The organism is Gordonia sp. SL306, from assembly GCF_026625785.1.
GTDB lineage: Bacteria > Actinomycetota > Actinomycetes > Mycobacteriales > Mycobacteriaceae > Gordonia.
The window spans coordinates 4,554,524-4,578,868 of record NZ_CP113063.1 but is presented as its reverse complement, the minus strand read 5'-3'; the positions used below and the strand labels follow the sequence as shown (position 1 = coordinate 4,578,868).

Here is a 24,345-nt window from a genome sequence, read left to right as displayed (position 1 = left end):
CCTGTGCGGTTACCCTGGGCAGAGTGCGCACTCGACTCCAGATCGGCTGGGACCCGGCCGAGCCGACAGCCGTCGACACCGACGTCGAGGCGCGGATCGACGAGTTGCGCGCGCTGCTCGACGGGCGACAGATCGTGGCGCTGACCGGTGCCGGCATCTCCACCGATTCCGGAATCCCCGACTATCGCAGCCCGGGCGCTCCACCACGCACGCCGATGACGCTGGAGATGTTCCTGTCGTCACCCGAGTTCCGTCGCCATTACTGGGCCCGCAACCACCTCGGCTGGCGACACATGGATGCCGCACGGCCCAATGCCGCGCACCGGGCACTCACCGAGTTGCAGCGCACGGGTCTCCTCACCGGCGTGATCACTCAGAACGTCGACATGTTGCACACCAAGGCAGGCACGCGAAAGGTCCTCGAACTCCACGGCTGCTACGGACGCGTCCGATGCCTCGACTGTGACTGGCTCATCTCTCGGCATCGACTGGCCCGCGAACTCGACGCGCTCAACACCGGATTCACCGCGCGGGTCCGTGGACGAGGCGCCATCGAGGTGGCCCCCGACGCCGACGCCGCCATCGACGACACCAGCGATTTCCAGATGGTCGACTGCCCCCGATGCGGCGGTATCGTCAAACCCGACATCGTCTATTTCGGCGAGAGTGTTCCCAAACCGTTGGTGCACCAGGCATTCTCGATGGTCGACGACGCAGATGCACTGCTCGTGATCGGATCGTCGCTGACCGTGATGAGCGGCCTCCGGTTTGCCCGACATGCGCACCGCGCCGGGAAGAAACTCGCCGTCGTCAACCGCGGCGCAACCCGTGCCGACGACATCGCCGACCTCAAGATCGACCACCTCGCGTCAGTGGTGCTACCGGGGTTGTCGGAATCACAGGTGCACGCGACGGCATGAGCGCCCGCCAGGCCGTGGCAACGAAAGCGGCCGAGGCGCAACAGCTCCGCCAGGTCAGGTCGCGACCAGATCGTCCGCGTGGATCACCGGGCGACGGAGCTCCGACGGCAGGTCGGTGGTCGAACGCCCCACCGCGAGAGCGATGTCGTCGGAGTCGTAGGCCACCACACCGCGCGCCCGCACGGCACCGGTGAGGTCGACGAGTTCCACCACGTCGCCGCCGTAGAACCGCCCGTTCACGCCGACGATGCCCGCGGCGAGCAACGACCGGCGTCGGCGTGCGACCGCCGCGACCGCGCCGTCGTCGAGGACGAGTTGTCCACGCGCGTCCGCGGCATGCCGAACCCAGAAGCGGCGCGCCGAGAGGCGCTCGTCGCGTGCCGCGAAGACCGTCCCTACCGAAGCATCCGCCAAAGCCTGCGGGGCCTGATCGGCCGCTGCGAGCAGCACCGGTACACCGGCGTCGGCCGACAGCCTGGCAGCGGCGAGCTTGGAGGCCATTCCGCCGGTGCCGAGCGCTCCTCCGGAGCCTGCGATCACGCCGTCGAGGTCCTCCGGCCCGTGGACCTCTGGGATCAGCCTCGCCCGACGCCCGTCGGCGCCGACCCGGCGCGGGTCACCGTCGTAGAGGCCGTCGACGTCCGACAGCAGGAACAGCGCGTCGGCACCGGCGAGATGGGCGACAAGGGCGGCGAGGCGATCATTGTCGCCGAAACGGATCTCGGTGGTCGCGACGGTGTCGTTCTCGTTCACCACCGCAACGGCACCCAGCGATCGCAGACGGTCAAGTGTCCGTTGGGCATTCGCATGATGGGCGCGATTGGAGATGTCGTCTGCGGTGAGCAGGACCTGTCCGACCGTACGGCCGTAACGATGGAACGAGGTCCCCCACGCGTGCGCGAGCGCCAACTGACCGACACTCGCCGCGGCCTGCTTGGTGGCGAGATCGGTCGGTCGTCGCTTCAGTCCCAGCGGTGCGATCCCGGCACCGATCGCACCCGACGACACCACGATCACGTCCGAACCCGCACGCATCCGCGCTTCCAACGCGTCGGCGAGACGGTCGAGGCGACTCCGGTCGAGTCCCTCGTGCAGATCGGTCAGCGCCGACGATCCGATCTTGACCACCACACTGCGTGCACGGGCGATCCGTTCACGGACGTCGCTCACCGGACGTCCTGTTCGCCGTCCTCGTCGGGCTGCGGCACGCCGCGGCGCAATCGCCGGGCCTGCTTACGCTCGGCCGCCCCGACGCGGTCGTTGCGGTCGAGCCGGATGTCGGTGCCGCGCCCGGTGACCGGGACGTCGTCACCCATGGGCGTCATCGGCTCCCAGTCGAACGACACGTCGCCGATCGTCACGGGTGCGCCGGGCTTGGCGCCCTGGCGGACGAGTTCGTCCTCCACACCGAGCCGGTTGAGACGGTCGGCCAGATAACCGACGGCCTCGTCGTTGTCGAACTGGGTCTGCGCGATCCACCGCTCCGGGCGGGTTCCGCGCACGATGAAACCGCCGTCCACGTCGGGATCGGCCGAGACACTGAAGCCCGCGTCGTCGACCGCCTTGGGGCGGATCACCTGGCGGCGCGGCTGGGGCTTCGGATGGCTCTCGCGATAGTCCGCGACCAACTTCGCCAGGGCGAAGGTCAGTTCCCGCAGCCCTTCGTGACTCACGGCGGAGATGCGGAAGACCGGCCAACCACGTTGTGCGAGTTCGGGTTCGACGAGATCGGCAAGGTCTGCCGCGTCGGGGACGTCGATCTTGTTGAGGATCACCACGCGCGGTCGCTCGGCCAGGTCACCCAGGCTGTGGTCGGTGTCGAGAGCGGGCTGATATGCGGCCAGTTCCGCCTCGAGGGCGTCGATGTCGGAGACCGGATCGCGACCGGGCTCCAAGGTGGCGCAGTCGACGACGTGAGCGAGCACTGCGCAGCGTTCCAGGTGCCGGAGGAACTCCAGCCCAAGCCCACGGCCGGTCGAGGCACCGGGGATCAGGCCCGGCACATCGGCGATGGTGAACACATCTCCGGCCGTCTGTACCACCCCGAGATTCGGCGCCAGCGTGGTGAACGGGTAGTCGGCGATCTTCGGCTTGGCCGCCGACAACACCGACACGAGCGACGACTTGCCTGCCGACGGAAACCCGACCAGCCCGACGTCGGCGACCGACTTCAGTTCGAGGACGAGATCACGATGCTGGCCGTCCTCGCCGAGCAGGGCGAAGCCGGGCGCCTTGCGCGCCTTGGATGCCAGCGATGCGTTGCCCAGTCCCCCGCGGCCACCTTGTGCGGCCTCGAACGTGGTGCCCTCGCCGACCAGGTCGACGAGGATCTTCCCGTCCTCGTCGAGCACGACGGTACCGTCGGGAACGGCCAGCACCAGGTCGTCACCGGTGGCGCCGTCGCGGTTGTCCCCCGCGCCCGGCTTGCCGTTCGACGCCTTGGCGTGCGGACGGAAGTGGAAGTCCAGCAGCGTGTGCACCTGCGGGTCGACGACGAGACGAACCGACCCGCCGTTGCCACCGTTGCCACCGTCGGGACCGCCGAGCGGCTTGAACTTCTCGCGGTGCACCGACGAGCAGCCATGGCCGCCGTTGCCCGCCGCGACGTGAATCGTCACACGGTCGACGAACCGAGACATCGGTGACTTCCTTCCTGAGAAAACAAGCAGGGCGGGCCGGGTACGTCATGACCCTTGCCCGCCCTGTGTAGAGCTGAACGTGCTCCCGGCGTCCGTCAGACCGCGACGGTCTCCGGGACGATGTTCACCGTCTTGCGGCCACGCTTGGTGCCGAACTCCACCGAGCCGGTCTCCAGTGCGAACAGGGTGTCGTCGCCACCGCGACCGACATTGACGCCCGGGTGGAACTTGGTGCCGCGCTGGCGGACCAGGATCTCGCCCGCGCTCACCTTCTGTCCACCGAAACGCTTGACGCCGAGTCGCTGGGCGTTGGAATCACGACCGTTGCGCGAGCTGGACGCGCCCTTCTTGTGTGCCATCTCTGCAGTCCTCCTGAGGTACGTGCGGGAATCGAGTTACTTGATACCGGTGACCTTGAGGACCGTCAGCTTCTGACGGTGACCCTGGCGCTTGTGGTAGCCGGTCTTGTTCTTGAACTTGTGGATGCGGATCTTCGGGCCCTTGACGTGCTCGACGACCTCACCGGTCACCGAGATCTTCGCCAACTTGTCCGCATCGGTGGTGAGGTTCGAGCCATCGACGACCAGCGCCACCGGCAGGTTCACGCTGCTGCCCGGCTCGCTGTCGATCTTCTCGACCTTCACAATGTCGCCCTCAGCGACCTTGTACTGCTTACCGCCGGTCTTGACGATCGCGTACGTTGCCATCGAAGCTGTCCTCTTTAACTCGTCTGTCGGACCCACGGCGCTGTTGCGCACCGGGGCGTGTGGGTGGTGCGTGCCTGGTACGGGCCGCACGCCAACCCCGCATCTGCGCCGGGGAGTCACTACGGATCACACCAGATGCCTGCCGTCGGATCTCGCGCATCTGCCGGATTCCAGGGTCGTCCTGGAGGTTCCGGGCACAGCGCAAGCCCTCCGCGGAAGGCGACCAATCAAGATTACGGGACCGTCGTCGCTCGGGTCAAACTCACGTGTAGCCTCCCGACCTGCTCACAGCGGTCGTCATCCTCATTCCTCCGCCGGTGGCGGGCCGGCAGGCCTGCCTGCCGTCCGGCGACGAGGGCGACGCCGGACCGCAACGGCGGCCTCGGACGACGCGGTTCCGCCGACCGGCCCGAACGTGGTCTTCGGTCCCGACGACGATCCGTCGGTGTCGGCGGTGAGGACCACCGGCTCCGACGCCGTCGGCGGGGAGGCCGCCTGGCGGACCACCCGACGTCGGCGTTTCGGCGCACTGCCGGGCGTCGGCTCGGCCTCCGAGGCCGCCGTCGCCGCGTCCTCGTGCTTGCTCGGTGTGGTCTCCGGCGCGGCCACGGACTCGCTCGCGGCCGTGCGGGGCTCGGAACTCACGCTGGTGTCCCGGGAATCTGCGTCACGAGAGTCTCCGTCGGCCGGCTTCTCCACCGAGACCTTCGTGGTTTTCTCGACCACGTCGGCGTGGTCGCCCTGAGCAGCATCTTCCTGGTCGGCCGCGGTGTCCGCCTTCACTTCCGATTCGCCGTGAACCTCGTGCGACTCGTGCTCGCCGTCGTGATCGTGGGTGTGGGCCGCCATCGCGCGGAACATCGGATGTTCGGCCGGATTGTGTGCAGGTTTCTGCGTCTCGGGTGTCGGCTCGGCCTTGCGACGATTACGCCGCGATCGCTTCGATCCACCGCCGCCGTCGGACCGCGCGGTGTCGTCGGATCGAACCTCGACCGGATTCGCGTGCACGATGATGCCGCGTCCGCTGCAATGGGTGCACGTCGTGGAGAAGGCCTCGAGCAGTCCCGTACCGAGACGCTTGCGCGTCATCTGCACCAGCCCGAGCGATGTCACCTCGGAGACCTGATGCCTGGTCCGGTCGCGTGCGAGCGCCTCGGTCAGGCGGCGCAGGACGAGGTCACGGTTGGATTCGAGGACCATGTCGATGAAGTCGACGATGATCATGCCGCCGATGTCGCGCAGACGCATCTGCCGCACGATCTCCTCGGCGGCCTCGAGGTTGTTGCGGGTGACGGTCTCCTCGAGGTTTCCGCCGGACCCGGTGAACTTTCCGGTGTTCACGTCGACCACGGTCATGGCCTCGGTGTGTTCGATGATCAGCGTGCCACCCGAGGGCAGCCAGACCTTGCGATCGAGCGCCTTCGCGAGCTGCTCATCGATCCGGTGCACGACGAACGAGTCCGGCGCGTCGGCGTGCGCACGCTCGAATCGCTCGACCCGATCCATCAGATCCGGTGCCACCGCGCCGATGTAGCGCTGGACCAGATCCCACGCCTTCTGCCCCTCGACGACGAGCTTCTTGAAGTCCTCGTTGAACAGGTCGCGCACGACCCGCACCAGCAGGTCCGGCTCTTCGTACAGAGCCTGGGGCGAGGTCGAACCGGATCCGCCCTTGGCCTTGCCGACCGCGGCGTCGATCTCTTTCCACTGACCTTCGAGGCGCTCGATGTCGGCGCCGAGATCCTCGGCACTGACGCCCTCGGAGGCGGTGCGGATGATCACGCCTGCGTCGTCGGGGACGAGTTTGCCCAGGATGCTCTTGAGCCGTTTGCGCTCGACGTCGGGCAGCTTGCGGCTGATACCCGTCGACGAACCGCCTGGTACGTAGACGAGGTAGCGGCCGGCCAGCGAGATCTGCGTCGTCAGGCGCGCACCCTTGTGCCCGACCGGGTCCTTGCTGACCTGGACGAGGACGTTGTCGCCCGGCTTGAGGGCCTGCTCGATCTTTCGTGACCCGCCGTCGAGTCCGGCGGCGTCCCAGTTGACCTCGCCGGCATAGAGCACGCCGTTGCGCCCGCGACCGATGTCGACGAATGCGGCTTCCATCCCGGGCAGCACGTTCTGTACGCGGCCGAGGTAAATGTTGCCGACCATCGACGACGAGGTCTCGGTGGTCACGAAGTGCTCGACGAGCACCCCGTCCTCCAGCACGGCGACCTGTGTGTAGTCCTCGACCGGCACGGCCTGGTCGTGCCCGTGGTCGCCGGGGTTCGCCCCCACGGTGATCGAGCTGTTCGCGCTGCGCTCGCGCACCACCATCACCCGGTCGACGGCCTCCCGTCGCGCCAGGAACTCCGACTCGCTCAGAATCGGTGGTCGTCGACGACCCGCGTCACGGCCGTCACGCCGACGCTGACGCTTGGCCTCGAGTCGAGTGGAACCGGAGATGCCCTGCACCTCGTCGCGTGCTCGCTTGCTGCGCGGCTCGCGCTCGTGCACCACGGTGTTCGGCGGATCGTCCGGCGAGGCGTCCTCGGCGTCGTCCGCACCGCCCTTTCGGCGGCGGCGACGTCGACGCCGCTTGGACGAGTTCTGGTCGGAGTCCTCCGAGCCCGAACCGTCCTCGGCGTCGTCGGTTGCCTCGCCCTCGTCGTCCCTGCTCTCCCCGTCGTCCGAGTCGCGGTCCTTGTCCTTGGCCTTGGCCTTCTTGCTCTTCTTGCCGGACGGACGCGCACTCCTGTCGTCGCCGGCGGCATCGGCTGACTCGTCGTCGGAGTCCTCGTCGGTGGAGTCGGATGTGTCGTCGGTGCCCGTGTCGGCCTGATCGCCCCGGCCACGGCCTCGTCCGCGGCGGCCACGACGGCGCCGACGCGACCCGCGGTCGCCATCGCCGCCCGAGTCGTCGTCGCGCCCGTTGTCGTCATCGCGTGTCTTGTCGGCGTCGACATCGTCGGCCTTGCCGGCGCCGGCCTCGTCGTCGCTCGCCCTGTCGGACTTCGCGCCGTCTGACTGTGCGCTGTCCGACTTTGCGCTGTCTGGCTTCGCCCCCTGGGACTTCTTGTCCTCGGGTTGCTTCTCCTCGGGTTGCTTCTTCTCCACGGCCTTCGCCTGGCGCTGCGCGCGCTTCACGGGCTCGACCGCCTGAGGCGAGAGGAACAGCGGCTGCGACACGGCCACCTCGGCGGCGGAGATCGGCTGGTGTTGGGTCTGCTCAACCGACGAGAACAACGACGGCATGCCGCCGGTCTCGGGGGTTGGAGTCGAGGACACCTCCGATTCGTCGGCGGCGGCCTCGATGTCAGCGGCCGGGCTCTCGGCGGCCGGTGCGTCGGTTGCGGCCGGAGTTGTCTCGGCGGGCGTGGTCTCAGCGGTGTCCGGGCCGACGGGCTCGACCTCGGGTTGCCCCGACTCGTCGGTCCCGGCGGTGTCGGCCGCGTCCTCGACCGCCTCGACGGCGGCCTCGTCGACCTCGACGTGCGCGCGGACCCGGTCGGCGACCCGCTGTGCGACCTCGCGGTCGATGCTGGATTGGGGGCTACGTGTCTCCACCCCCAGCTCGGTCAGGTGCGCGAGCACTTGTCTGCTGGTCAGGCCCAAGGTCCTGGCCAGAGCATGCACGCGAAGCCTGCTGGGAAATTCTTCCGCCGATCCTGACGATGCGTTCGCGTCAGTCGGCGACCCGTTGTCGGTCACTCAGTCTCCTCGAGCCCCCGGGCGCGTCGGGCTGACGCGGCCACGCGAGGGCTTCACTCTGTGTCCCGGTCTCTGGTGGACCGGTGTTGTGTGGTCTTCGCGCCTTCTCCGCGACCTGCAACAACTGGTCACGAGGCGGCGCCTTGCGTTGTTGATGACCTCAACCGGTCAGGTCTTCCACGCCATCGGGCCGCGGGCGTTCGAGCCAGCCGTCCGGCTGCCACGGCAGCCCGAGCCTGATGGGGAAGACGGGTGATCGGGGTGACCGATACCGGAGGCGTCATCCGGTTGCCGGCGACAAAGTGTGTCACCGACAACTCTGCAAGTATCCCACACCACGAGTCGATCCCCGCACACTATGCGGGTTTGCTCACTGCCGGGGTCTCCGCGGCACGAGCAACGCGGGTGAGGCGTCGGTCAGATGCCCAGGTCAGGGAACCACAGCGCGATCTCGCGCTCGGCAGACTCCGGCGAGTCCGAGCCGTGCACCAGATTGGTCTGCGTGCTCAAGGCAAAGTCGCCACGGATCGTTCCCGGGACGGCCTTCTCGACCGGGTCGGTACCACCGGCGATCTGACGGAACGCGGCCACCGCCCGCGGCCCTTCGAGCACCGCGGCGACCAACGGGCCGGAGGTGATGAACTCCAGCAACGACGGGTAGAAGGGCTTGCCCTCGTGTTCGGCGTAGTGCCCGCGCGCGACGTCGTCGCTCACGGTCTTGAGTTCCAGCGCCACGAGGGTCAATCCCTTGCGCTCGATCCGGCTGATGATGTCGCCGACCAGCGACCGCTCGACGCCGTCGGGCTTGATGAGTACCAGAGTCCGTTCAGTCACGACGTCACCTTATCGTTGCGGTCTGCCGGCTCGCTTCGCTCCCACGCGCCACGAGTCACTGGCAGTAAGTCCCGGCGACCGGGAAGAATCCGTAGTTGAACAGGTTGCCCGACTTCGCGCGCGGATCCACGACGATCTGCAGACAACCACCCGGGGACTTGAGAGCGCCGGCGAGCGCCATGTCGAATTGGGCCGCGAGTGCGAGGTTCGCCGGACGGTACTGAGCCGGCACCGGCAGGGACGCGACCGCGTCAGGAACCTTCATCGAAGCCGCGCGCATGGTGACGTCGTGGGTGGCGACGTAGCTGTACTCCCCCTCCGACACGGGCATCGGCGCGTCGGCCACCGGCAGATCCGCCGGGTCGACGGGCGGCGCAGCGTTGGCGGCACCGGCGGCCAGCGACGATCCGATCACGGCCAGCGCCATTGCGGCGGTGGCCAAGGGGCGGTGAAAGCGGGTGTTGACAGACAAGCGTTTCCTCACATCACTGGAAGTCGGAACACAGGGAACGCACGAAAAAGCGCCCCCCGGCAGCGACATTGTCACAGGCTCGCCGCACCAAAAGCGAGGGCTCCGAGGTCACAGTCGGGCAACACGTGTTGCACTCGCCGAACCCGGCCTGGTGGTTGCCGAAACGGAGAGGTCAGCCGTCGAGCGGTTGCTGACCGGGCAGCATCCCCCGGGCGATCCGGACCTCCACGTCGTGCTTGATGTACGCGATGTAGATCCACACGCAGAGGAAGATCACCCCGATCACGGCGATCGACCAGTGGAAGACGCCGCCGACGATCACCAGGACCTGGAGCGCCAGGTCGAGTCGCAGCGCATACGGTCGGCCCTGCAATCCGGCCGCCAGGATGTGGGCGAGGACGACGACGCCCAGATAGACGCCCGACAGCCACGTCAGGCCAGAGCCGATGTTCGCCACGATCGGGAATGCCAGCCCGAGCACGATGACCTCGAGTATCAGGGTGCCGGCCATCACGCCACGCAGCCCCTTCCACGGGTCGTTGGCCGGCGGGGTGAACCGAACCGGTTCAGTCATGTGGGCTCCTTGCCGAACAGGGTGCGCGCAGCACCTGCGGTGACCACCGACCCGGTGATCACCACGCCCGCACCGGAAACGGGCTCACCCTCGGATTCCTCGGCCAGGCCGATCGCCGTCTCAACCGCGTCCGGCAGGAAGGGCTTCACCACGATTCGGTCATCCCCGAAGATCGGTCGCGCGATCTCGGCGAGTGACTCCGTGTCCACCGCCCGCGGAGAACCGTTGTTGGTCAGCACGATCTGGTCGAACACCGGCTCGACGGCCTCCAGGAAGCCCTCGGCGTCCTTGTCGCCGAGCATGCCGATGACGCCCACGAGACGTCGGAAATCGAATTCCTCGGCCAACGCCTGGGCCAGCGCGGTGGCGCCGTGCGGATTGTGCGCGGCGTCGACGAAGACGGTGGGTGCGCTCCGCACCCGCTCGAGACGCCCCGGACTCGTCACCGATGCGAAACCCGCACGGATCGCGTCGATGTCGAGTTGCCGATCGGCACCGGCGCCGAAGAACGCCTCGACCGCGGCCAACGCCAGCGCGGCATTGGCCGCCTGGTGGGCGCCGTGCAGCGGGAGGAAGACCTCGTCGTAGACACCGCCGAGTCCCTGCAGGCGCAACAGCTGACCCCCGACGGCGGTCATCGAGTCGAGCACCGCGAACTCGGAGTTCTGCCTCGCGACGATCGTCTCCGATTCGACTGCCTGCCGCAGCAGCACGTCGGACACCTCGGGTTCCTGCGTCGCGATGATCGTGACCGGGTCGGTGGGCAGGAGTTCGTCGGCGGCGGCCTTCTTGATGATCCCGGCTTTCTCGGATGCGATCGCACCGAGGGAGTCGCCCAGATAGTCGGCGTGGTCCATGGCGATCGGCGTGATCACCGCGACGGCGGCGTCGATGACGTTCGTGGCATCCCAGCGTCCACCCATCCCGGTCTCCACGACGGCGACGTCCACCGGCGCCTCGGCGAACACCGCATACGACATCGCGATGAGGACCTCGAACTTGCTCATCCGTGGTCCACCGGTCGCGGTCGAGGAGTCGTCGACCATGGTGATGTAGGGCTCGAGTTCGCGGTAGGTGTCGATGTAGTGCCGCGCGCTGATCGGCCTGCCGTCCACCGAGATCCGCTCGGTGACCCGTTGCAGGTGCGGGCTGGTGATGCGACCGGTCCGTCGGTGCAGTGCGATGAGCAACGCATCGACCATACGGGTGACCGACGTCTTGCCGTTGGTACCCGCAACGTGGATCGCGGGATAGCTGTTCTGCGGCGAACCGAGCAGATCCATCAGCGCCGAGATGCGGGTCAGCGACGGCTCGATCCTGGTCTCCGGCCAGCGCGTGTCGAGCTCGGCCTCGAGCTCCGCGAGCTCGGCCAGCGTCGCCGCGTCGTCGCGCGGGCCTGCGTTGACCGGCGATTGCGCACGATCGCCGTCATCGTCCGCGGACTCTTCGTACCCGGATCCGTCGTCGTCGGCGACGTCGTCGGCGTAGAGGTCGTCGGGTGCTCCACCGCGGCCGGCGAGCAGGGACCCCAGGTCGGTCGGCAGCGGAGCGGCACCGAGCGGATCCACATCGATCTCAGCGCGGTCGAGCGGATCCTCGCCGAGGTGGTCACGGTCGATGTCGTCGACGTCCTCGTCGTCGGCGCTGCCGTGTCCCCGCTCGCGCGGACTCACGAGCCGCTCAACGCATCGAGGGCGGCACCGAGTCGTTCGACTTCCTCCGTGGCGACCTGCTGCCGGTCGCGGATCTTCGCGACGACGTGGTCGGGGGCCTTGGACAGGAACTGCTCGTTGCCGAGTTTCGCTGTGGTGCCTGCCAATTCCTTCTCCGCAGCGGCGAGGTCCTTGGTCAGGCGTTTGCGCTCGGCCGCCACGTCGACCGTTCCCGACGTGTCGATCCGCACGGTCACCGTGGTCGCCGACAGCCGGACGTCGATGGTTGCGGTGGCCGAGAAGTCGTCACCCGCGGGTTCGAGACGCGCGAGGGAATCGAGGTAGGCGCGGGACGGCGCCAGTCCGGCGACGTCGAGGCCGTCGATCTCGGCCGCGACCCGCTGCCCCGGCTTCAGTCCCTGGTCACTGCGGAAACGACGGACCTCGGTGATGAGGCGCTGGAGGTCGTCTATGTGCCGTGCCGCCGCGACGTCGCCTTCAGCATCGTCGCCCTGGGGCCACTCGGCTACCACGACCGACGTCTGGCCGGTCAGCGCCGTCCACAATGCCTCCGTGACAAACGGCATAACCGGATGCAGCAGACGCAGCAGGCTGTCGAGCACTGTGCCGAGCACCAACGAGGTCGACCGCGAACGCTCTGTGTCGTTCTCGGCGTACTGGACCTTCGCCAGCTCCAGGTACCAGTCACACACCTCGTCCCAAGCGAAGTGGTACAGCGCCTCGCAGGCCTTGGAGAACTCGTAGGATTCGAAACCCGCGTCGGCCTCGGCACGAACGGTCGCGAGGCGATCCAGAATCCAGCGATCCGCCTCGGTGAGGGTGGATCGCTCCGGCAGATCTCCGAGGGCCGCCCCGTTCATCATCGCGAACTTGGTCGCGTTGAACAGCTTGGTGGCGAAGTTGCGCGACGACTGGGCGTGGTCCTCGCCCACCGAGATGTCACTGCCCGGGTTGGCGCCACGTGCGAGCGTGAAACGCAGGGCGTCGGCGCCGAATCGCTCCACCCAGTCCAGCGGATCGATGCCGTTGCCCTTCGACTTCGACATCTTGCGACCGTGCTCATCGCGGACCAAGCCGTGCAGGAACAGATTGTGGAACGGGACCTTGTCATCTTCGCCCAGCTGCGGTGCGACGTAGGTCCCGAACATCATCATCCGGGCCACCCAGAAGAACAGGATGTCGTAACCCGTGACGAGAACCGAAGTGGGATAGAACTTCTCGAGATCGGGTGTCTTCTCGGGCCAGCCCATCGTGGAAAAGGGCCACAGCCCGGACGAGAACCACGTGTCGAGGACGTCGGTGTCCTGCACGTATCCCTCCGGCGCCTGGTCGTCGGGACCGACGCACACCACGTCACCATCCGGGCCGTACCAGATCGGGATGCGATGGCCCCACCACAACTGTCGTGAGATGCACCAGTCGTACATGCTGTCGACCCAGCCGAACCAGCGTGGTTCCATCGATATCGGATGGATCACGGTGTCGCCGTTGCGGACCGCGTCACCTGCCGCCTTGGCCAGGGACTCGACCTTGACCCACCACTGCATGGACAGTCGCGGTTCGATCGGCTCCCCGGTGCGCTCGGAGTGACCCACGCTGTGCAGGTAGGGCCGCACCTCTTTGACGATGCGCCCCTGCTCGGCGAGGGCCTCGCGCACCTTGACCCGCGCTTCGAACCGGTCCATGCCGTCGAACGGTGTCCCGGTGTCGGCTATCCGGGCCTCGTCGTCCATGATCGTGGGCATGGGCAGGTCGTGTCGCTGCCCGATCGCGAAGTCGTTGGGGTCGTGGGCGGGCGTGATCTTCACTGCACCACTACCGAATTCGGGGTCGACGTAGTCGTCGGCTATCACCGGGATCATCCGGTCGGAGAACGGATGCTCGAGTTCGGTGCCGATCAGATGCGCGTAGCGCTCGTCGTCGGGATGCACGGCGATCGCCGTGTCGCCGAGCATCGTCTCCAGGCGGGTGGTGGCGACGACGATATGAGGCTGCCCGTCGTCGAGACTGCCGTATCGGAAGCTGACGAGTTCGCCCTCGACGTCGGCATAGCTGACCTCGATGTCACTGATCGCGGTCTTGAGCACCGGCGACCAGTTGACCAGTCGCTCCGCGCGGTAGATCAGCCCGTCGTCGAACATCTGCTTGAACACCGTCTGCACCGCGCGGGACAGTCCGTCGTCCATGGTGAACCGCTCGCGGCTCCAGTCGACACTGTCGCCCAGCCGTCGCATCTGGGTACCGATGTTGTCGCCGATCTCGGCCTTCTCGGTCCACGCGCGTTCGATGAAGGCCTCACGACCGAGATCGTCGCGCGTCAACCCCTCACCGGCGAGCTTGCGCTCGACCATCGTCTGCATCGCGATCGCCGCGTGGTCCATGCCCGGCAGCCACAACACCTCATACCCTTGCATCCGGCGCCGGCGTGCGAGTGCGTCCATCAGCACGTGCTCGTAGGCGTGCCCCATGTGCAGCGAACCGTTGACGTTCGGTGGCGGGATGACGATGGAGAAGGCCGGCCGGTCACTGGTCGCATCGGCCGTGAAGTAGCCGGCGTCCACCCAGCCCTGATAGAGCCTGCCCTCGTGCTCGGCGGGGTCCCAGGACTTCGGCAATTCACGGGTGGGATCGGATGTGGTCACCCCACAATCTTAGGGAACGGGTCCCCACTGGACTGCAGGCCCGTACGTGTTCGGCCGGGAGGCCTGCATGTGTCTCACACGTGGAGCCGATGCAGGTCCTCCGGCGCGTTGACGTTGGTGAGCCACTCGGGGTTGCTCACCGCCACGCGATGGGTGGTCAGCAGTTCGAGTGCGGCCAGCATCCGGCGTTCGCCGCCGTCGGTCAGTCGGCCGAGCGTCCCGGCCACGTCGGTGCGGTAGACACCGGCCATCGGATGGTCGCGCTGAGCGTCGGTCGCGATCACCACCTGGTTCGACGTCGTCACGCCGCGCATCAGTTCGTCGACGAGGTCGACCGAGATCAACGGCATGTCGGTGGCGCACACGAAGGCCCACTCCGCACCCGCCTCCGCGGCTCTCGCCAGTCCGACCGCGAGCCCGCCGAGCGGACCCGTGCCCGGCGCCTCGTCGGTGACCCACTGTGCCTCCGGACCGCCGGTGCCGTACAGCGACCGGTATGCGGCGGACTCCTCGTTCGCCACCACCAGCACCGGTTGGCAACGCTCCCCGACCACCCGCACCACACGGGCCAGCATCGGCTCGCCCTCCCACTCCAGTGCCGCCTTGTCCCGGCCCATCCGCCGCGAGCGTCCGCCCGCCAGCACGATCCCCGCCACCCGCTGCTCTGCATCCTGTTGCGCCATGGGACCAGTCTCGGTGAAGCGTCCGGTCTCTGGGGGCAAGATGGTGATATGAGTCCCGCACAGCCCCGCGACGAAACCCCCATCGCCGAACCCGACACCGTCCACATCGCGCATGTGAAGGATTACGCGGCGGGCGTGCCCGCGGTGGCGGTCGCCCTGGCGCGCGGGCTGGAGCAGATGGGGCCGCTGCGCACGGCGCGAACACTCACCAAGCTCAATCAGCGCGACGGTTTCGACTGCCCCGGCTGCGCCTGGCCGGAGACCCCCGGACACCGCAAGCACGCCGAGTTCTGCGAGAACGGGGCCAAGGCCGTCGCCGAGGAGGCGACCAGGCGGCGGGTCACCCCGGAGTTCTTCGCCACCCACTCGGTCGCGGATCTGCGTGAGAAGTCGGGGTATTGGCTGTCACAGCAGGGACGACTGACCCATCCCGTGTACCTGGCCGCCGGTGACACCCACTACCGCCCGGTCAGCTGGGACGAGGCGAATAGCATCATCGCCGACGAGTTCACCGCGATGTCGTCGCCGGACGAGGCGGTCTTCTACACCTCGGGACGGACCAGCAACGAGGCTGCCTTCGTCTATCAACTGTTCGCGCGCAGCGTCGGCACCAACAACCTCCCCGACTGTTCCAACATGTGTCACGAGTCGTCCGGCGCGGCGCTCGGCGCCTCGATCGGGATCGGCAAGGGATCGGTCACCGTGCCCGACATCGAGGCCGCCGACCTGATCCTGATCGCCGGCCAGAACCCGGGCACCAACCATCCGCGCATGCTGTCGACTCTGGAGAAGGCCAAGCACAACGGCGCCCGGATCATCGCCATCAATCCGCTGCCCGAGGCCGGTCTGATGCGGTTCAAGGATCCGCAGAAGGTGAGCGGCGTGGTCGGGCGCGGGGTGAAGCTCGCCGACGACTTCCTGCAGATTCGCCTCGGTGGGGACATGGCACTGTTCCGCGGCGTCGCGCGCCTGCTCCTCGACGCCGAGCGTGCCGCTCCCGGAACAGTTCTCGACCAGGAGTTCCTGGACCGCCACTGCGCCGGGGTGGACGACTACCTCCGGCTGCTCGATGACGTCGACTTCGCCGACATCCTCGAGGCGACCGGACTGAGCCGTGCGGCGATCGTCGACCTCGCCGACGCCGTCGCGTCGTCCGAACGGATAGTCCTCTGCTGGGCGATGGGTCTCACCCAGCATCACCATGCCGTGGCCACCATCGGCGAGGGCACCAACGTCCTGCTGCTGCGCGGCATGATCGGCAAACCCGGCGCCGGACTGTGTCCGGTCCGCGGCCACTCCAACGTGCAGGGCGACCGCACGATGGGGATCTTCGAGAAGATGCCCGAGTCGTTCCTCGCCGCCCAGGACGCCGAGTTCGGCATCGTGAGTCCACGTGCACACGGGTACGACACCGTCGCGGCCATCGGCGCGATGGCCCGTGGTGACGTCCGGCTGTTCGTCGCGATGGGCGGGAACTTCGTCTCCGCCGCACCCGACACCGAATACACCCGGGCGGCGCTCGAGAAGTGCTCGCTGACCGTTCAGATCAGCACCAAACTCAACGAGTCCCACCTCGCCACCGGCACGGCCGCTCTCATCCTGCCCACCCTCGGACGTACCGACAAGGACGTCGTGAACGGTGTCCGCCAACAGGTCTCGGTGGAGGATTCGATGTCGGTGGTCCATCTCTCCCGGGGTTCGCTGCCGCCGACATCACCCGAACTGCACAGCGAGGTGGCCATCGTCTGCGACCTCGCGACAGCAGTTCTGGGATCCGAGCACGCCGTGCCATGGCAGACGTTCCGCGGCGACTACGACGTGATACGCGAGCACATCTCACGGGTGATTCCCGGCTTCGAGAACTTCAACACCCGCGTGCGGCTGTCCGACGGATTCGTCCTGCCGCACCCACCGCGCGACCGTCGAGAGTTCGACACCGCCACCTCCCGCGCAAACTTCGCCGTCAATCCCCTCGAGTGGGTTCGCGTCCCGGAGGGACGACTGATCCTGCAGACGTTGCGCAGTCATGACCAGTACAACACCACGATCTACGGCCACGACGATCGCTACCGCGGCATCAAGGGCAATCGCCGGGTCATCATGGTGAACCCCGACGACATCGACAGCTGGGGCCTGAAGGCCGGTGACCGGGTGGACATCGTGTCGGAGTTCGCCGCGCTCGACGGCGTACAGGAACGACGGGTCACGGGATTCGAGGTGATCGCCTACGCGACGCCGCGCGGCAACGCCGCCGCCTACTACCCGGAGACCAATCCACTGGTACCGCTCGGTGCGGTGGCGAAGGAGTCGAACACCCCGGTGTCGAAGGCTGTCGTCGTTCGTCTCGAGCCGAGTCCCACCGTCTGATACCGCAGGAGTCGACTCACGGGCGTCGCGACGGGTGCCCGAAAAGCAGCGAGCCTCGAAGGGCTGATGGCCCTTCGAGGCTCGCTGACGGCCTCACTCCTGACGGAGCAGACTATGACTCAGGCGCTCTTGTCGCGCCGCTCGTCGCGACCTTCCTTGCGCGGGACGATCGTCGGGAGCACGTTGTCGCGCACCGTCTCTCCGGTCACGACGACCTTCTCGACGTCGTCGCGGCTCGGGATGTCGTACATCACCGGCAGCAGGACTTCCTCCATGATGGCGCGCAGACCGCGGGCCCCGGTGCCGCGGTGGATGGCCTGATCGGCGATCGCCTCCAGTGCGTCCTTGGCGAACTCGAGTTCTACGTTGTCCATCTCGAAGAGCTTGGTGTACTGCTTCACCAGCGCGTTCTTCGGTTCGGACAGGATGCTCACGAGCGAGTCCTTGTCCAGGTTGGTCACCGAGGCGAGGATCGGCAGACGACCGATGAACTCGGGGATCAGACCGAACTTGATCAAGTCTTCCGGCATCACCTCGGCGAAGTGATCGGTGGTGTCGACGTCGTCCTTGCTCGTCACCTCGTTGCCGAAGCCGATGCCGCGCTTACCGATTCGCTCGGAGACGATCTTCTCCAGACCAGCGAACGCACCCGCGACGATGAACAAGACGTTGGTGGTGTCGATCTGGATGAACTCCTGATGGGGATGCTTGCGTCCCCCCTGCGGCGGCACGGATGCCTGTGTCCCCTCGAGGATCTTCAGCAGCGCCTGCTGCACACCCTCCCCCGACACGTCGCGGGTGATCGAGGGGTTCTCACTCTTGCGCGCGACCTTGTCGACCTCGTCGATGTAGATGATCCCGGTCTCGGCGCGCTTGACGTCGTAGTCCGCCGCCTGGATCAGCTTGAGGAGGATGTTCTCCACATCTTCGCCGACGTAGCCTGCCTCGGTGAGGGCGGTGGCATCGGCGATCGCGAAGGGCACGTTGAGCATCTTGGCGAGGGTCTGCGCGAGGTAGGTCTTGCCGCAGCCGGTCGGTCCGAGCATCAGGATGTTGGACTTCGCGATCTCGACGGTCTCTCCGCTGCGCGAATCCTTCTTCTCGCCGGCCTGGATGCGCTTGTAATGGTTGTAGACCGCAACGGCGAGAGTGCGCTTGGCGGTGTCCTGGCCGATGACGTAGTTCTCGAGGAAGTCGCGGATCTCGACCGGCTTCGGCAGCTCGTCGAGTTTCACATCGCCGTTCTCGGCGAGTTCTTCCTCGATGATCTCGTTGCACAGGTCGATGCACTCGTCACAGATGTACACGCCGGGCCCGGCGATCAGCTTCTTGACCTGCTTCTGACTCTTTCCGCAGAAAGAGCACTTCAGCAGATCGCCACCGTCTCCGATTCGTGCCATCTGTGCTGTACCTTCCTTGTTGCTCCGGTCGAACCGGCGGACGGTCTCCGCGTGCAGCCGGGCATGGGCTACCGACCGACAATCGGAATGCCCACCAACCTGACGGTACCCGCGTGCCGCTCGAACTTCGACCGATAAGGACAAATGTCGTGTCCCGATTCGGTCGTCTTCTGTCTATCTGATCGTCATCTTCGCCTGCGCGTCGGCGTCCGGTGAGGCACTGTGGCGCAGACGTCAAGGATGACCGCGCCGGCGACCTCGGGCACGCACATCGGCCCGGCGTGTCGAGCCGATGTGCGTACCTCTAGGTCAGGACGACGACTTCTTGAACGACTTCTTGCGGTACTCGAAGACCTCGTCGATGATCCCGTATTCCTTGGCCGCGTCTGCGGTCAGGATGTTGTCGCGGTCGGTGTCCTTACGGATCTTCGCGGGGTCCTGGCCGGTGTGCCCGGCGAGGATCTCGTCGAGTCGGTTGCGGATCCGTTCGATCTCGGCCGCCTGGATCTCCAGGTCGGAGACCTGCCCCTGATACGCTCCACCGGTCCGCGGCTGATGGATCAGGATCGTCGCGTTGGGCAGTGCCGCGCGCTTGCCCGGTGTACCGCCTGCCAGCAGGATCGCGGCCGCCGACGCCGCCTCACCGAGGCAGACCGTCACGATGTCGCAGTGCACGTACTGCATCGTGTCGTAGATCGCGAGCATGTCCGGCACGCTGCCACCCGGGGAGTTGATGTACATCGTGATGTCGCGATCGGGATCCTGCGACTCGAGGACGAGCAGCTGCGCCATCACGTCGTTGGCAACGGTCTGATCGATCGGCGTACCGACGAAGACGATGCGCTCTTCGAACAGCTTGGCGTAGGGGTCGTACTGGCGCTGACCGTTCGGCGTGTGCTCGATGAACTGCGGGAGGATGTACCGCGCCTCGATGGCGCGCAGCGCGAGCGCCGACGCCGGGATACCGGCCGCGACGTCGGCCGGGAGCGACCCCGGGAGTCGGGAGTCGAGAGAGCTGGAGTTGGTCATCTTGTGCTCCGTTGCTGTGATTGGCCTCGTGGGACTGGGGTGGTCGGGAGAGATCAGGACGGCGTCACCGATGCGCGGGTGACCACGTGATCGACCAGCCCGTAGTCCTTGGCCTCCTGCGCGGTGAACCACTTGTCACGATCGGCGTCGGCCTCGATCTTCTCCAGCGGCTGCCCACTGAACTCGGCGTTGAGGCGGTTCATCTCCTTCTTGGTGGCCGCGAACTGCTCGGCCTGGATGGCGATGTCGGCCGCGGTACCGCCGATGCCCGCCGACGGCTGGTGCATCATGATCCGCGCGTGGGGCAGTGCGTGGCGCTTGCCCGGGGTACCGGCTGCCAACAGGAACTGCCCCATCGACGCCGCCATGCCCATGGCATAGGTCGCGACGTCGCACTCGGCCAGCTGCATCGTGTCGAAGATGGCCATGCCCGAGGTGACCGAACCACCCGGTGAATTGATGTAGAGGTTGATGTCGCGCGTCGGGTCCTCGGCGGCGAGCAACAGGATCTGCGCGCACAACCGGTTCGCGATGTCGTCGTCGACCTGGGTGCCGAGGAAGATGATGCGCTCTCGGAGCAGTCGCTCGAACACGGAGTCGGTCAGGTTCAGCCCCGACACTCCCGAACTCAGCGTTGGTGTGTGGATGGTCGGCTCACTCACAGTTCCTACCTTTGCCTGTCGTGGTGACATGCGGTTCTCGACCGCGTCAACCGATTACGGGTCTACCTTCGTCTGTGCGATGCCCGGGGTCAGCCCGGTGGCCATCTCGACGTCCTCATCGACACTAACCAACGCGGCCGGACGGACAGTCCCGATGACACCGCTCTTCGCTGAGAGCAGAACAGCCGGCGACGGGTGATGACCCGGCTCCGGCTGTTCATGCATCTAGGTGTGGATACTCAGTTCTCCGCGCTGTCGTCGTCGGCTGCGTCTTCGTCGGCTGCTTCCTCGGGCTTGCCGAAGAACTCGTCGGTGTCGACTGCCGCGCCCTTGCTGTCGGTCACGGTGACGTCCGAGACGATCCCGGCGAGTGCCTTGCCCCGCCGGACATCGGCGTAGACCGCGCCGACCTGGCCGGCGTTCTGCAGCTGCTGGATGAACTCCTGCGGCTGCATCCCGTAGCGCTGCGCCTGGAAGAGGATCTGCTGGGTCAGCTCGTCCTGGCCGACCTCGGTGTCCTGCTGCTCGGCGATGGCATCGAGCAGCAACTGCGTCTTGACCGACTTCTCGGCCTCCTCGCGAGCCTCGTTGTCCCACTCTTCGCGCGTCTTGCCCTGCGCCTCGAGGAACTTGGCAACCTGCTCGTCATCGTGCCCGAGTGCGTGGATCACCTGGTGCTGCTGGCCCTCGATCTCGTCGGCGACGACCTTCTCCGGCAGCGGGATCTCGACCTTCTCGAGCAGCTCCTCGAGGACCTTGTCGCGGATCGCGTTGGCCTGCTCGAGCTTCTTCGACTGCTCGACGCGATCGACCAGGCTCTCGCGCAGTTCGGCCACGGTGTCGAACTCACTGGCCATCTGGGCGAACTCGTCGTCGAGCTCGGGGAGTTCGCGCTCCTTGACCGAGTTCACGGTCACCGTCACCTGGGCGTCCTCACCGGCATGGTCGCCGGCGACGAGCTTGGTGGTGAACTCCTTGTTCTCGCCGGCCGTCATCCCGACCAGCGCGTCGTCGAGGCCCTCGATCAGCTGACCCGAGCCGACCTCGTGCGACAGGCCCTCGGTCGAGGCCTCTTCGACGGCCTCGCCGTCGACGGTGGCGGCCAGATCGATCGAGACGAAGTCACCGTTCTCGGCGCCACGGTCGACGCCCTTCAGCGTGCCGAATCGGGCTCGCAGCCCCTCGACCTGCTCCTCGACCTCGGCGTCGTCGACCTCGATGGCGTCGACCTCGACGGCCAGGGTCGAGTAGTCCGGCAGCTCGACGTCCGGACGGACGTCGACCTCGGCGGTGAAGGTGACCGGATCGCCGTACACGAGCTCGGCGAGGTCGATCTCGGGCTGACCGATGGCCTTCGTGTCGGTCTCCTCGACGGCCTGCGAGTACTTGGTCGGGAGCGCGTCGTTGACCACCTGGGCGAGGATCGAATCGCGACCGACCCGGGCCTCGATCAGCTTCGCGGGCGCTTTACCCGGACGGAAGCCCGGGATCCGGATCTGCTGGGCCAGAGACTTGTAGGCCCGGTCGAACTCCCCGGACAACTCCTCGAAGGGGACTTCGACATTGAGCTTCACTCGGGTCGGGCTCAGCTGCTCGACGGTGCTCTTCACGCCTGCTCCTAACATCTGCATTTCTGCGTCGGGTAATGACAAGTCTCGAGGTCGTTCACCTGAGTCGGGATGACAGGATTTGAACCTGCGACCCTCCGCTCCCAAAGCGGATGCGCTACCAAGCTGCGCCACATCCCGGTCGACCCCTCCGTCGCGCCACACACCGGAGACCGGCGAGAACGCAGAGCAGGGCCAACAGACGATAGTACGTGGCGGTGTGCCGACGACCTAAACGGGTGCACTCCGACCCGGGCGGATGACGACCCACGAGGCGATTTCGAGATCACCGACCCCACCGGGTACAGTCTGGTGCGCACGCGACGCCGGTGGCGATCCCACCGGTGGCGCGGCACGCGGGTGTAGCTCAATGGTAGAGCCCTAGTCTTCCAAACTAGCTACGCGGGTTCGATTCCCGTCACCCGCTCCACACGACCCGGAACCTCGATCGCGAGCGCTTTCGGCCCTGCCCGTGGCCCGTCCGCGGCCCTGTGATGTAGGCCACATCCGGCGTAGGGTTGGGCCATGTCATCCAGCCATTCGAAGAGCCCACGCAAGTGCCCGAGTTGCGGTGCACATCTGTACGTCCGAAAGGACGTCACACATTCCGACTCCGGCCCCGGACGCGTCGACGTGATGCTCGTATGCCGCGATGAGTCCTGTTCCGAACCGGCTCGTCACCTGCGGACCGAGCACCCGCAGCCTGCCTGAAGACCCATCGTGCCGGCGCCGGTGGGCGCCGGGCCCCGGCATGCCGACCAACCATCCGTCCGGACCAAAGATCTCAACACGCGTTGGCATTGCGCACCTATGTGTCGCACCATTAGGACGAACGACGGACACCACCGTGGGGGTCGGAGGACGTCGTGGGACATCCGATCCTGATATTCAGCCCTGGGGGACACATGCTCTTGCCCGACGACCGAACGCACATCACGCCTTCGCCGCCACGTAGGACGACGGCCATTCGACGCAGACTCGTCGCCGCCGCGGCGGCACTGTCGATGATCGCGGGCGGCATGATCGCAGGCACACCGACCGCGACCGCCGACGACGTCGCGATGCCCACACCGCTACCCGACAGCTTCTACACGATCCCGAAGAACATCGGGAAGTATGCGCCCGGCGACGTGATCTCGGTGCGCGGCCGACCCAATCCCCCCGCGTTCTTCGACGTACGGACCTACCAGATCAAGTTCCGTTCGACCGACAGCCAGGGCAAGCCGATCTCGGCCGTGACCACCCTGATGGTGCCCACCAAGAAACGCGTCAACGGACCACTGCTGTCTTTCCAGCACATCATCAACGCGACCGGCCTCGAATGCGCTCCGTCGCAAGCACTCTGGACCCAGGACCCGAATCTGACGATCCGGGAGGCCCCGGCCCTGAACGTGGCCCTGCAGCGTGGCTGGACGATCGCCATCCCCGACCACCTCGGACCGCGCAGCGCCTACGGTGCCGCCAAACTCGGCGGCCAGATCACCTTGGACGGCATCCGCGCGGTGCAGCGATTCGGCCCCGCACAGGTGTCCAAGAGCCGGGTCGGCATGGCCGGCTACTCCGGTGGCGGTATGGCCACCGCATGGGCGGTCGCCCTGGCACCGAAGTACGCGCCCGACCTGAACATCGTCGGTGCCGCCTACGGTGGCGTGCCGATGAACCTGATCAAGATGGCCGAGGGACTGGGCTACAACAACCCGCATCCGGCCTTCGGCCTGGCGTTCGCCGCGGCCATCGGCGTCGCGCGCGAGTACCCCGAGCAGATCCCGATGATGCAATACCTGTCGCCGCTCGGCAGACAGATGTATCAGGGCATGCGCAACGCTTGCACGAACGACATCCTGCGCCTGGGCGCCGGGCATGACGCCCAGCAGGTGACCATCGGCGGCCGAGCGATCTTCGACAACAAGGATGCGCGCCGGGTCGTCGAGGAGAACAGCCTCTCGCTCTATCCCGGAATCCCGCGCATTCCCATCTTCGAATGGCACAGCCCGACCGATGTCCTCATCCCCGTGTCGTCGATCGACTACACGATCAACCGGTACTGCCGGGCCGGCGCTCGCGTCCAGCGCCTGCTGACACCGTCGCCCGATCATCTGTCGGCTGCCGTCATCGGTCTCCTGCCCGCTTTCCAGTACCTCACCGACCGCTTCAACGGGGCTCCGGCTCCGAGTAGCTGCTGACCGGAGTTCGCGCGGGGTCACCCGGGTGACCCCGCGAGAACTCCGGCGTCGGGTCGCGGCCACGTCACGGCCGCAGGTCGTAGAGATGACCTTGTCACGATGTGACGGTTGTCACGCCGACTGGGTCACCTGCCCCGGTCACCACGCTGTTCACGGAATCCCCCCATCCGTCGGGCGGAATTGGTGGAATGTTCGACGTTTCGGCTTTGGCCCGATGACAACGTTTGTGTAACGATGGTTGAGCGCTCCGGGGGAAGCGC

General features: G+C 66.8%; 18 protein-coding genes and 2 tRNA genes. 4 read left to right on the top strand and 16 right to left on the bottom strand.

Going from position 1 to position 24,345, the window contains the following annotated elements; all coding sequences use genetic code 11:
• The first annotated feature begins 23 nt into the window (after positions 1-23).
• Positions 24-920: a Sir2 family NAD-dependent protein deacetylase gene (locus tag OVA31_RS20920; protein ID WP_267628490.1), complete on the top strand. Its 897-nt coding sequence runs from the start codon at positions 24-26 to the stop codon at positions 918-920.
• A 54-nt stretch (positions 921-974) separates the two neighbouring features.
• Here OVA31_RS20920 and proB read toward each other — a convergent pair whose 3' ends face one another.
• From proB to mobA, 11 genes are all read right to left on the bottom strand, one after another.
• Complete coding sequence (gene proB, locus OVA31_RS20915; protein ID WP_267628489.1) at positions 975-2,090, bottom strand: glutamate 5-kinase; 1,116 nt, start codon at positions 2,088-2,090, stop codon at positions 975-977.
• Positions 2,087-3,559, bottom strand: a complete 1,473-nt coding sequence (gene obgE / locus OVA31_RS20910) for a GTPase ObgE (protein WP_267628488.1) — start codon at positions 3,557-3,559, stop codon at positions 2,087-2,089. Before obgE ends, proB begins: the two co-directional genes overlap by 4 nt.
• Before the next feature lie 95 nt (positions 3,560-3,654).
• Positions 3,655-3,918: a 50S ribosomal protein L27 gene (gene rpmA / locus OVA31_RS20905; RefSeq protein WP_164306645.1), complete on the bottom strand. Its 264-nt coding sequence runs from the start codon at positions 3,916-3,918 to the stop codon at positions 3,655-3,657.
• A gap of 36 nt (positions 3,919-3,954) precedes the next feature.
• Positions 3,955-4,266 carry a 50S ribosomal protein L21 gene (gene rplU, locus OVA31_RS20900; protein WP_267628487.1) on the bottom strand — a complete coding sequence of 104 codons (312 nt, stop codon included), beginning with the start codon at positions 4,264-4,266 and terminating at the stop codon, positions 3,955-3,957.
• A gap of 303 nt (positions 4,267-4,569) precedes the next feature.
• Complete coding sequence (locus OVA31_RS20895; RefSeq protein WP_267628486.1) at positions 4,570-7,959, bottom strand: translation initiation factor IF-2 N-terminal domain-containing protein; 3,390 nt, start codon at positions 7,957-7,959, stop codon at positions 4,570-4,572.
• Positions 7,960-8,376: 417 nt separating this feature from the next.
• Positions 8,377-8,793, bottom strand: a complete 417-nt coding sequence (gene ndk / locus OVA31_RS20890; protein ID WP_190268164.1) for a nucleoside-diphosphate kinase — start codon at positions 8,791-8,793, stop codon at positions 8,377-8,379.
• Positions 8,794-8,848: 55 nt separating this feature from the next.
• Positions 8,849-9,265, bottom strand: coding sequence for a hypothetical protein (locus OVA31_RS20885; protein WP_420714095.1), 417 nt, complete (start codon positions 9,263-9,265; stop codon positions 8,849-8,851).
• 172 nt (positions 9,266-9,437) lie between these two features.
• Entirely contained in the window at positions 9,438-9,839 is a 402-nt protein-coding gene (locus OVA31_RS20880) for a DUF4233 domain-containing protein (protein WP_267628485.1), read from the bottom strand.
• On the bottom strand, positions 9,836-11,371 hold the full coding sequence (gene folC, locus OVA31_RS20875) for a bifunctional tetrahydrofolate synthase/dihydrofolate synthase (protein ID WP_420714225.1): 1,536 nt from the start codon (positions 11,369-11,371) through the stop codon (positions 9,836-9,838). Before folC ends, OVA31_RS20880 begins: the two co-directional genes overlap by 4 nt.
• Before the next feature lie 137 nt (positions 11,372-11,508).
• A complete protein-coding gene (locus OVA31_RS20870) occupies positions 11,509-14,154 on the bottom strand; it encodes a valine--tRNA ligase (protein WP_267628484.1) in 2,646 nt (881 codons plus the stop codon).
• Positions 14,155-14,228: 74 nt separating this feature from the next.
• Positions 14,229-14,837, bottom strand: a complete 609-nt coding sequence (mobA, locus tag OVA31_RS20865) for a molybdenum cofactor guanylyltransferase (RefSeq protein ID WP_267628483.1) — start codon at positions 14,835-14,837, stop codon at positions 14,229-14,231.
• A gap of 48 nt (positions 14,838-14,885) precedes the next feature.
• Here mobA and OVA31_RS20860 point away from each other — a divergent pair, with 48 nt between their 5' ends.
• Complete coding sequence (locus tag OVA31_RS20860) at positions 14,886-17,204, top strand: FdhF/YdeP family oxidoreductase (protein ID WP_267628482.1); 2,319 nt, start codon at positions 14,886-14,888, stop codon at positions 17,202-17,204.
• A gap of 119 nt (positions 17,205-17,323) precedes the next feature.
• Here the strand turns inward: OVA31_RS20860 and clpX are convergent, their stop codons facing one another.
• From clpX to OVA31_RS20835, 5 genes are all read right to left on the bottom strand, one after another.
• A complete protein-coding gene (gene clpX / locus OVA31_RS20855; RefSeq protein WP_267628481.1) occupies positions 17,324-18,604 on the bottom strand; it encodes an ATP-dependent Clp protease ATP-binding subunit ClpX in 1,281 nt (426 codons plus the stop codon).
• Positions 18,605-18,913: 309 nt separating this feature from the next.
• Positions 18,914-19,633: an ATP-dependent Clp protease proteolytic subunit gene (locus OVA31_RS20850; RefSeq protein WP_267628480.1), complete on the bottom strand. Its 720-nt coding sequence runs from the start codon at positions 19,631-19,633 to the stop codon at positions 18,914-18,916.
• 53 nt (positions 19,634-19,686) lie between these two features.
• Positions 19,687-20,295 carry an ATP-dependent Clp protease proteolytic subunit gene (locus OVA31_RS20845; RefSeq protein ID WP_267628479.1) on the bottom strand — a complete coding sequence of 203 codons (609 nt, stop codon included), beginning with the start codon at positions 20,293-20,295 and terminating at the stop codon, positions 19,687-19,689.
• Between the two features lie 239 nt (positions 20,296-20,534).
• The gene (tig, locus tag OVA31_RS20840) at positions 20,535-21,905 is read right to left on the bottom strand and encodes a trigger factor (RefSeq protein WP_267628478.1); all 1,371 of its coding nucleotides are present in this window, start codon (positions 21,903-21,905) and stop codon (positions 20,535-20,537) included.
• 64 nt (positions 21,906-21,969) lie between these two features.
• Positions 21,970-22,043 (bottom strand) — tRNA-Pro (locus OVA31_RS20835).
• Positions 22,044-22,258: 215 nt separating this feature from the next.
• Between OVA31_RS20835 and OVA31_RS20830 the strand changes: the two genes are divergently transcribed.
• Together OVA31_RS20830 and OVA31_RS20825 are read left to right on the top strand one after the other, a co-directional pair.
• A tRNA-Gly gene (locus OVA31_RS20830) sits at positions 22,259-22,332 on the top strand.
• Positions 22,333-22,906: 574 nt separating this feature from the next.
• Complete coding sequence (locus OVA31_RS20825) at positions 22,907-24,085, top strand: lipase family protein (RefSeq protein ID WP_267631629.1); 1,179 nt, start codon at positions 22,907-22,909, stop codon at positions 24,083-24,085.
• The last annotated feature ends 260 nt before the right edge of the window (positions 24,086-24,345 follow it).

Coding starts and splice junctions, on each gene's coding strand:
- obgE (WP_267628488.1), bottom strand. CDS start 3,559: ATGTCTCGGTTCGTCGACCGTGTGACGATTCACGTCGCGGCGGGCAAC.
- rpmA (WP_164306645.1), bottom strand. CDS start 3,918: ATGGCACACAAGAAGGGCGCGTCCAGCTCGCGCAACGGTCGTGATTCC.
- rplU (WP_267628487.1), bottom strand. CDS start 4,266: ATGGCAACGTACGCGATCGTCAAGACCGGCGGTAAGCAGTACAAGGTC.
- OVA31_RS20880 (WP_267628485.1), bottom strand. CDS start 9,839: ATGACTGAACCGGTTCGGTTCACCCCGCCGGCCAACGACCCGTGGAAG.
- mobA (WP_267628483.1), bottom strand. CDS start 14,837: ATGGCGCAACAGGATGCAGAGCAGCGGGTGGCGGGGATCGTGCTGGCG.
- OVA31_RS20860 (WP_267628482.1), top strand. CDS start 14,886: ATGAGTCCCGCACAGCCCCGCGACGAAACCCCCATCGCCGAACCCGAC.
- clpX (WP_267628481.1), bottom strand. CDS start 18,604: ATGGCACGAATCGGAGACGGTGGCGATCTGCTGAAGTGCTCTTTCTGC.
- OVA31_RS20850 (WP_267628480.1), bottom strand. CDS start 19,633: ATGACCAACTCCAGCTCTCTCGACTCCCGACTCCCGGGGTCGCTCCCG.
- OVA31_RS20825 (WP_267631629.1), top strand. CDS start 22,907: ATGATCGCGGGCGGCATGATCGCAGGCACACCGACCGCGACCGCCGAC.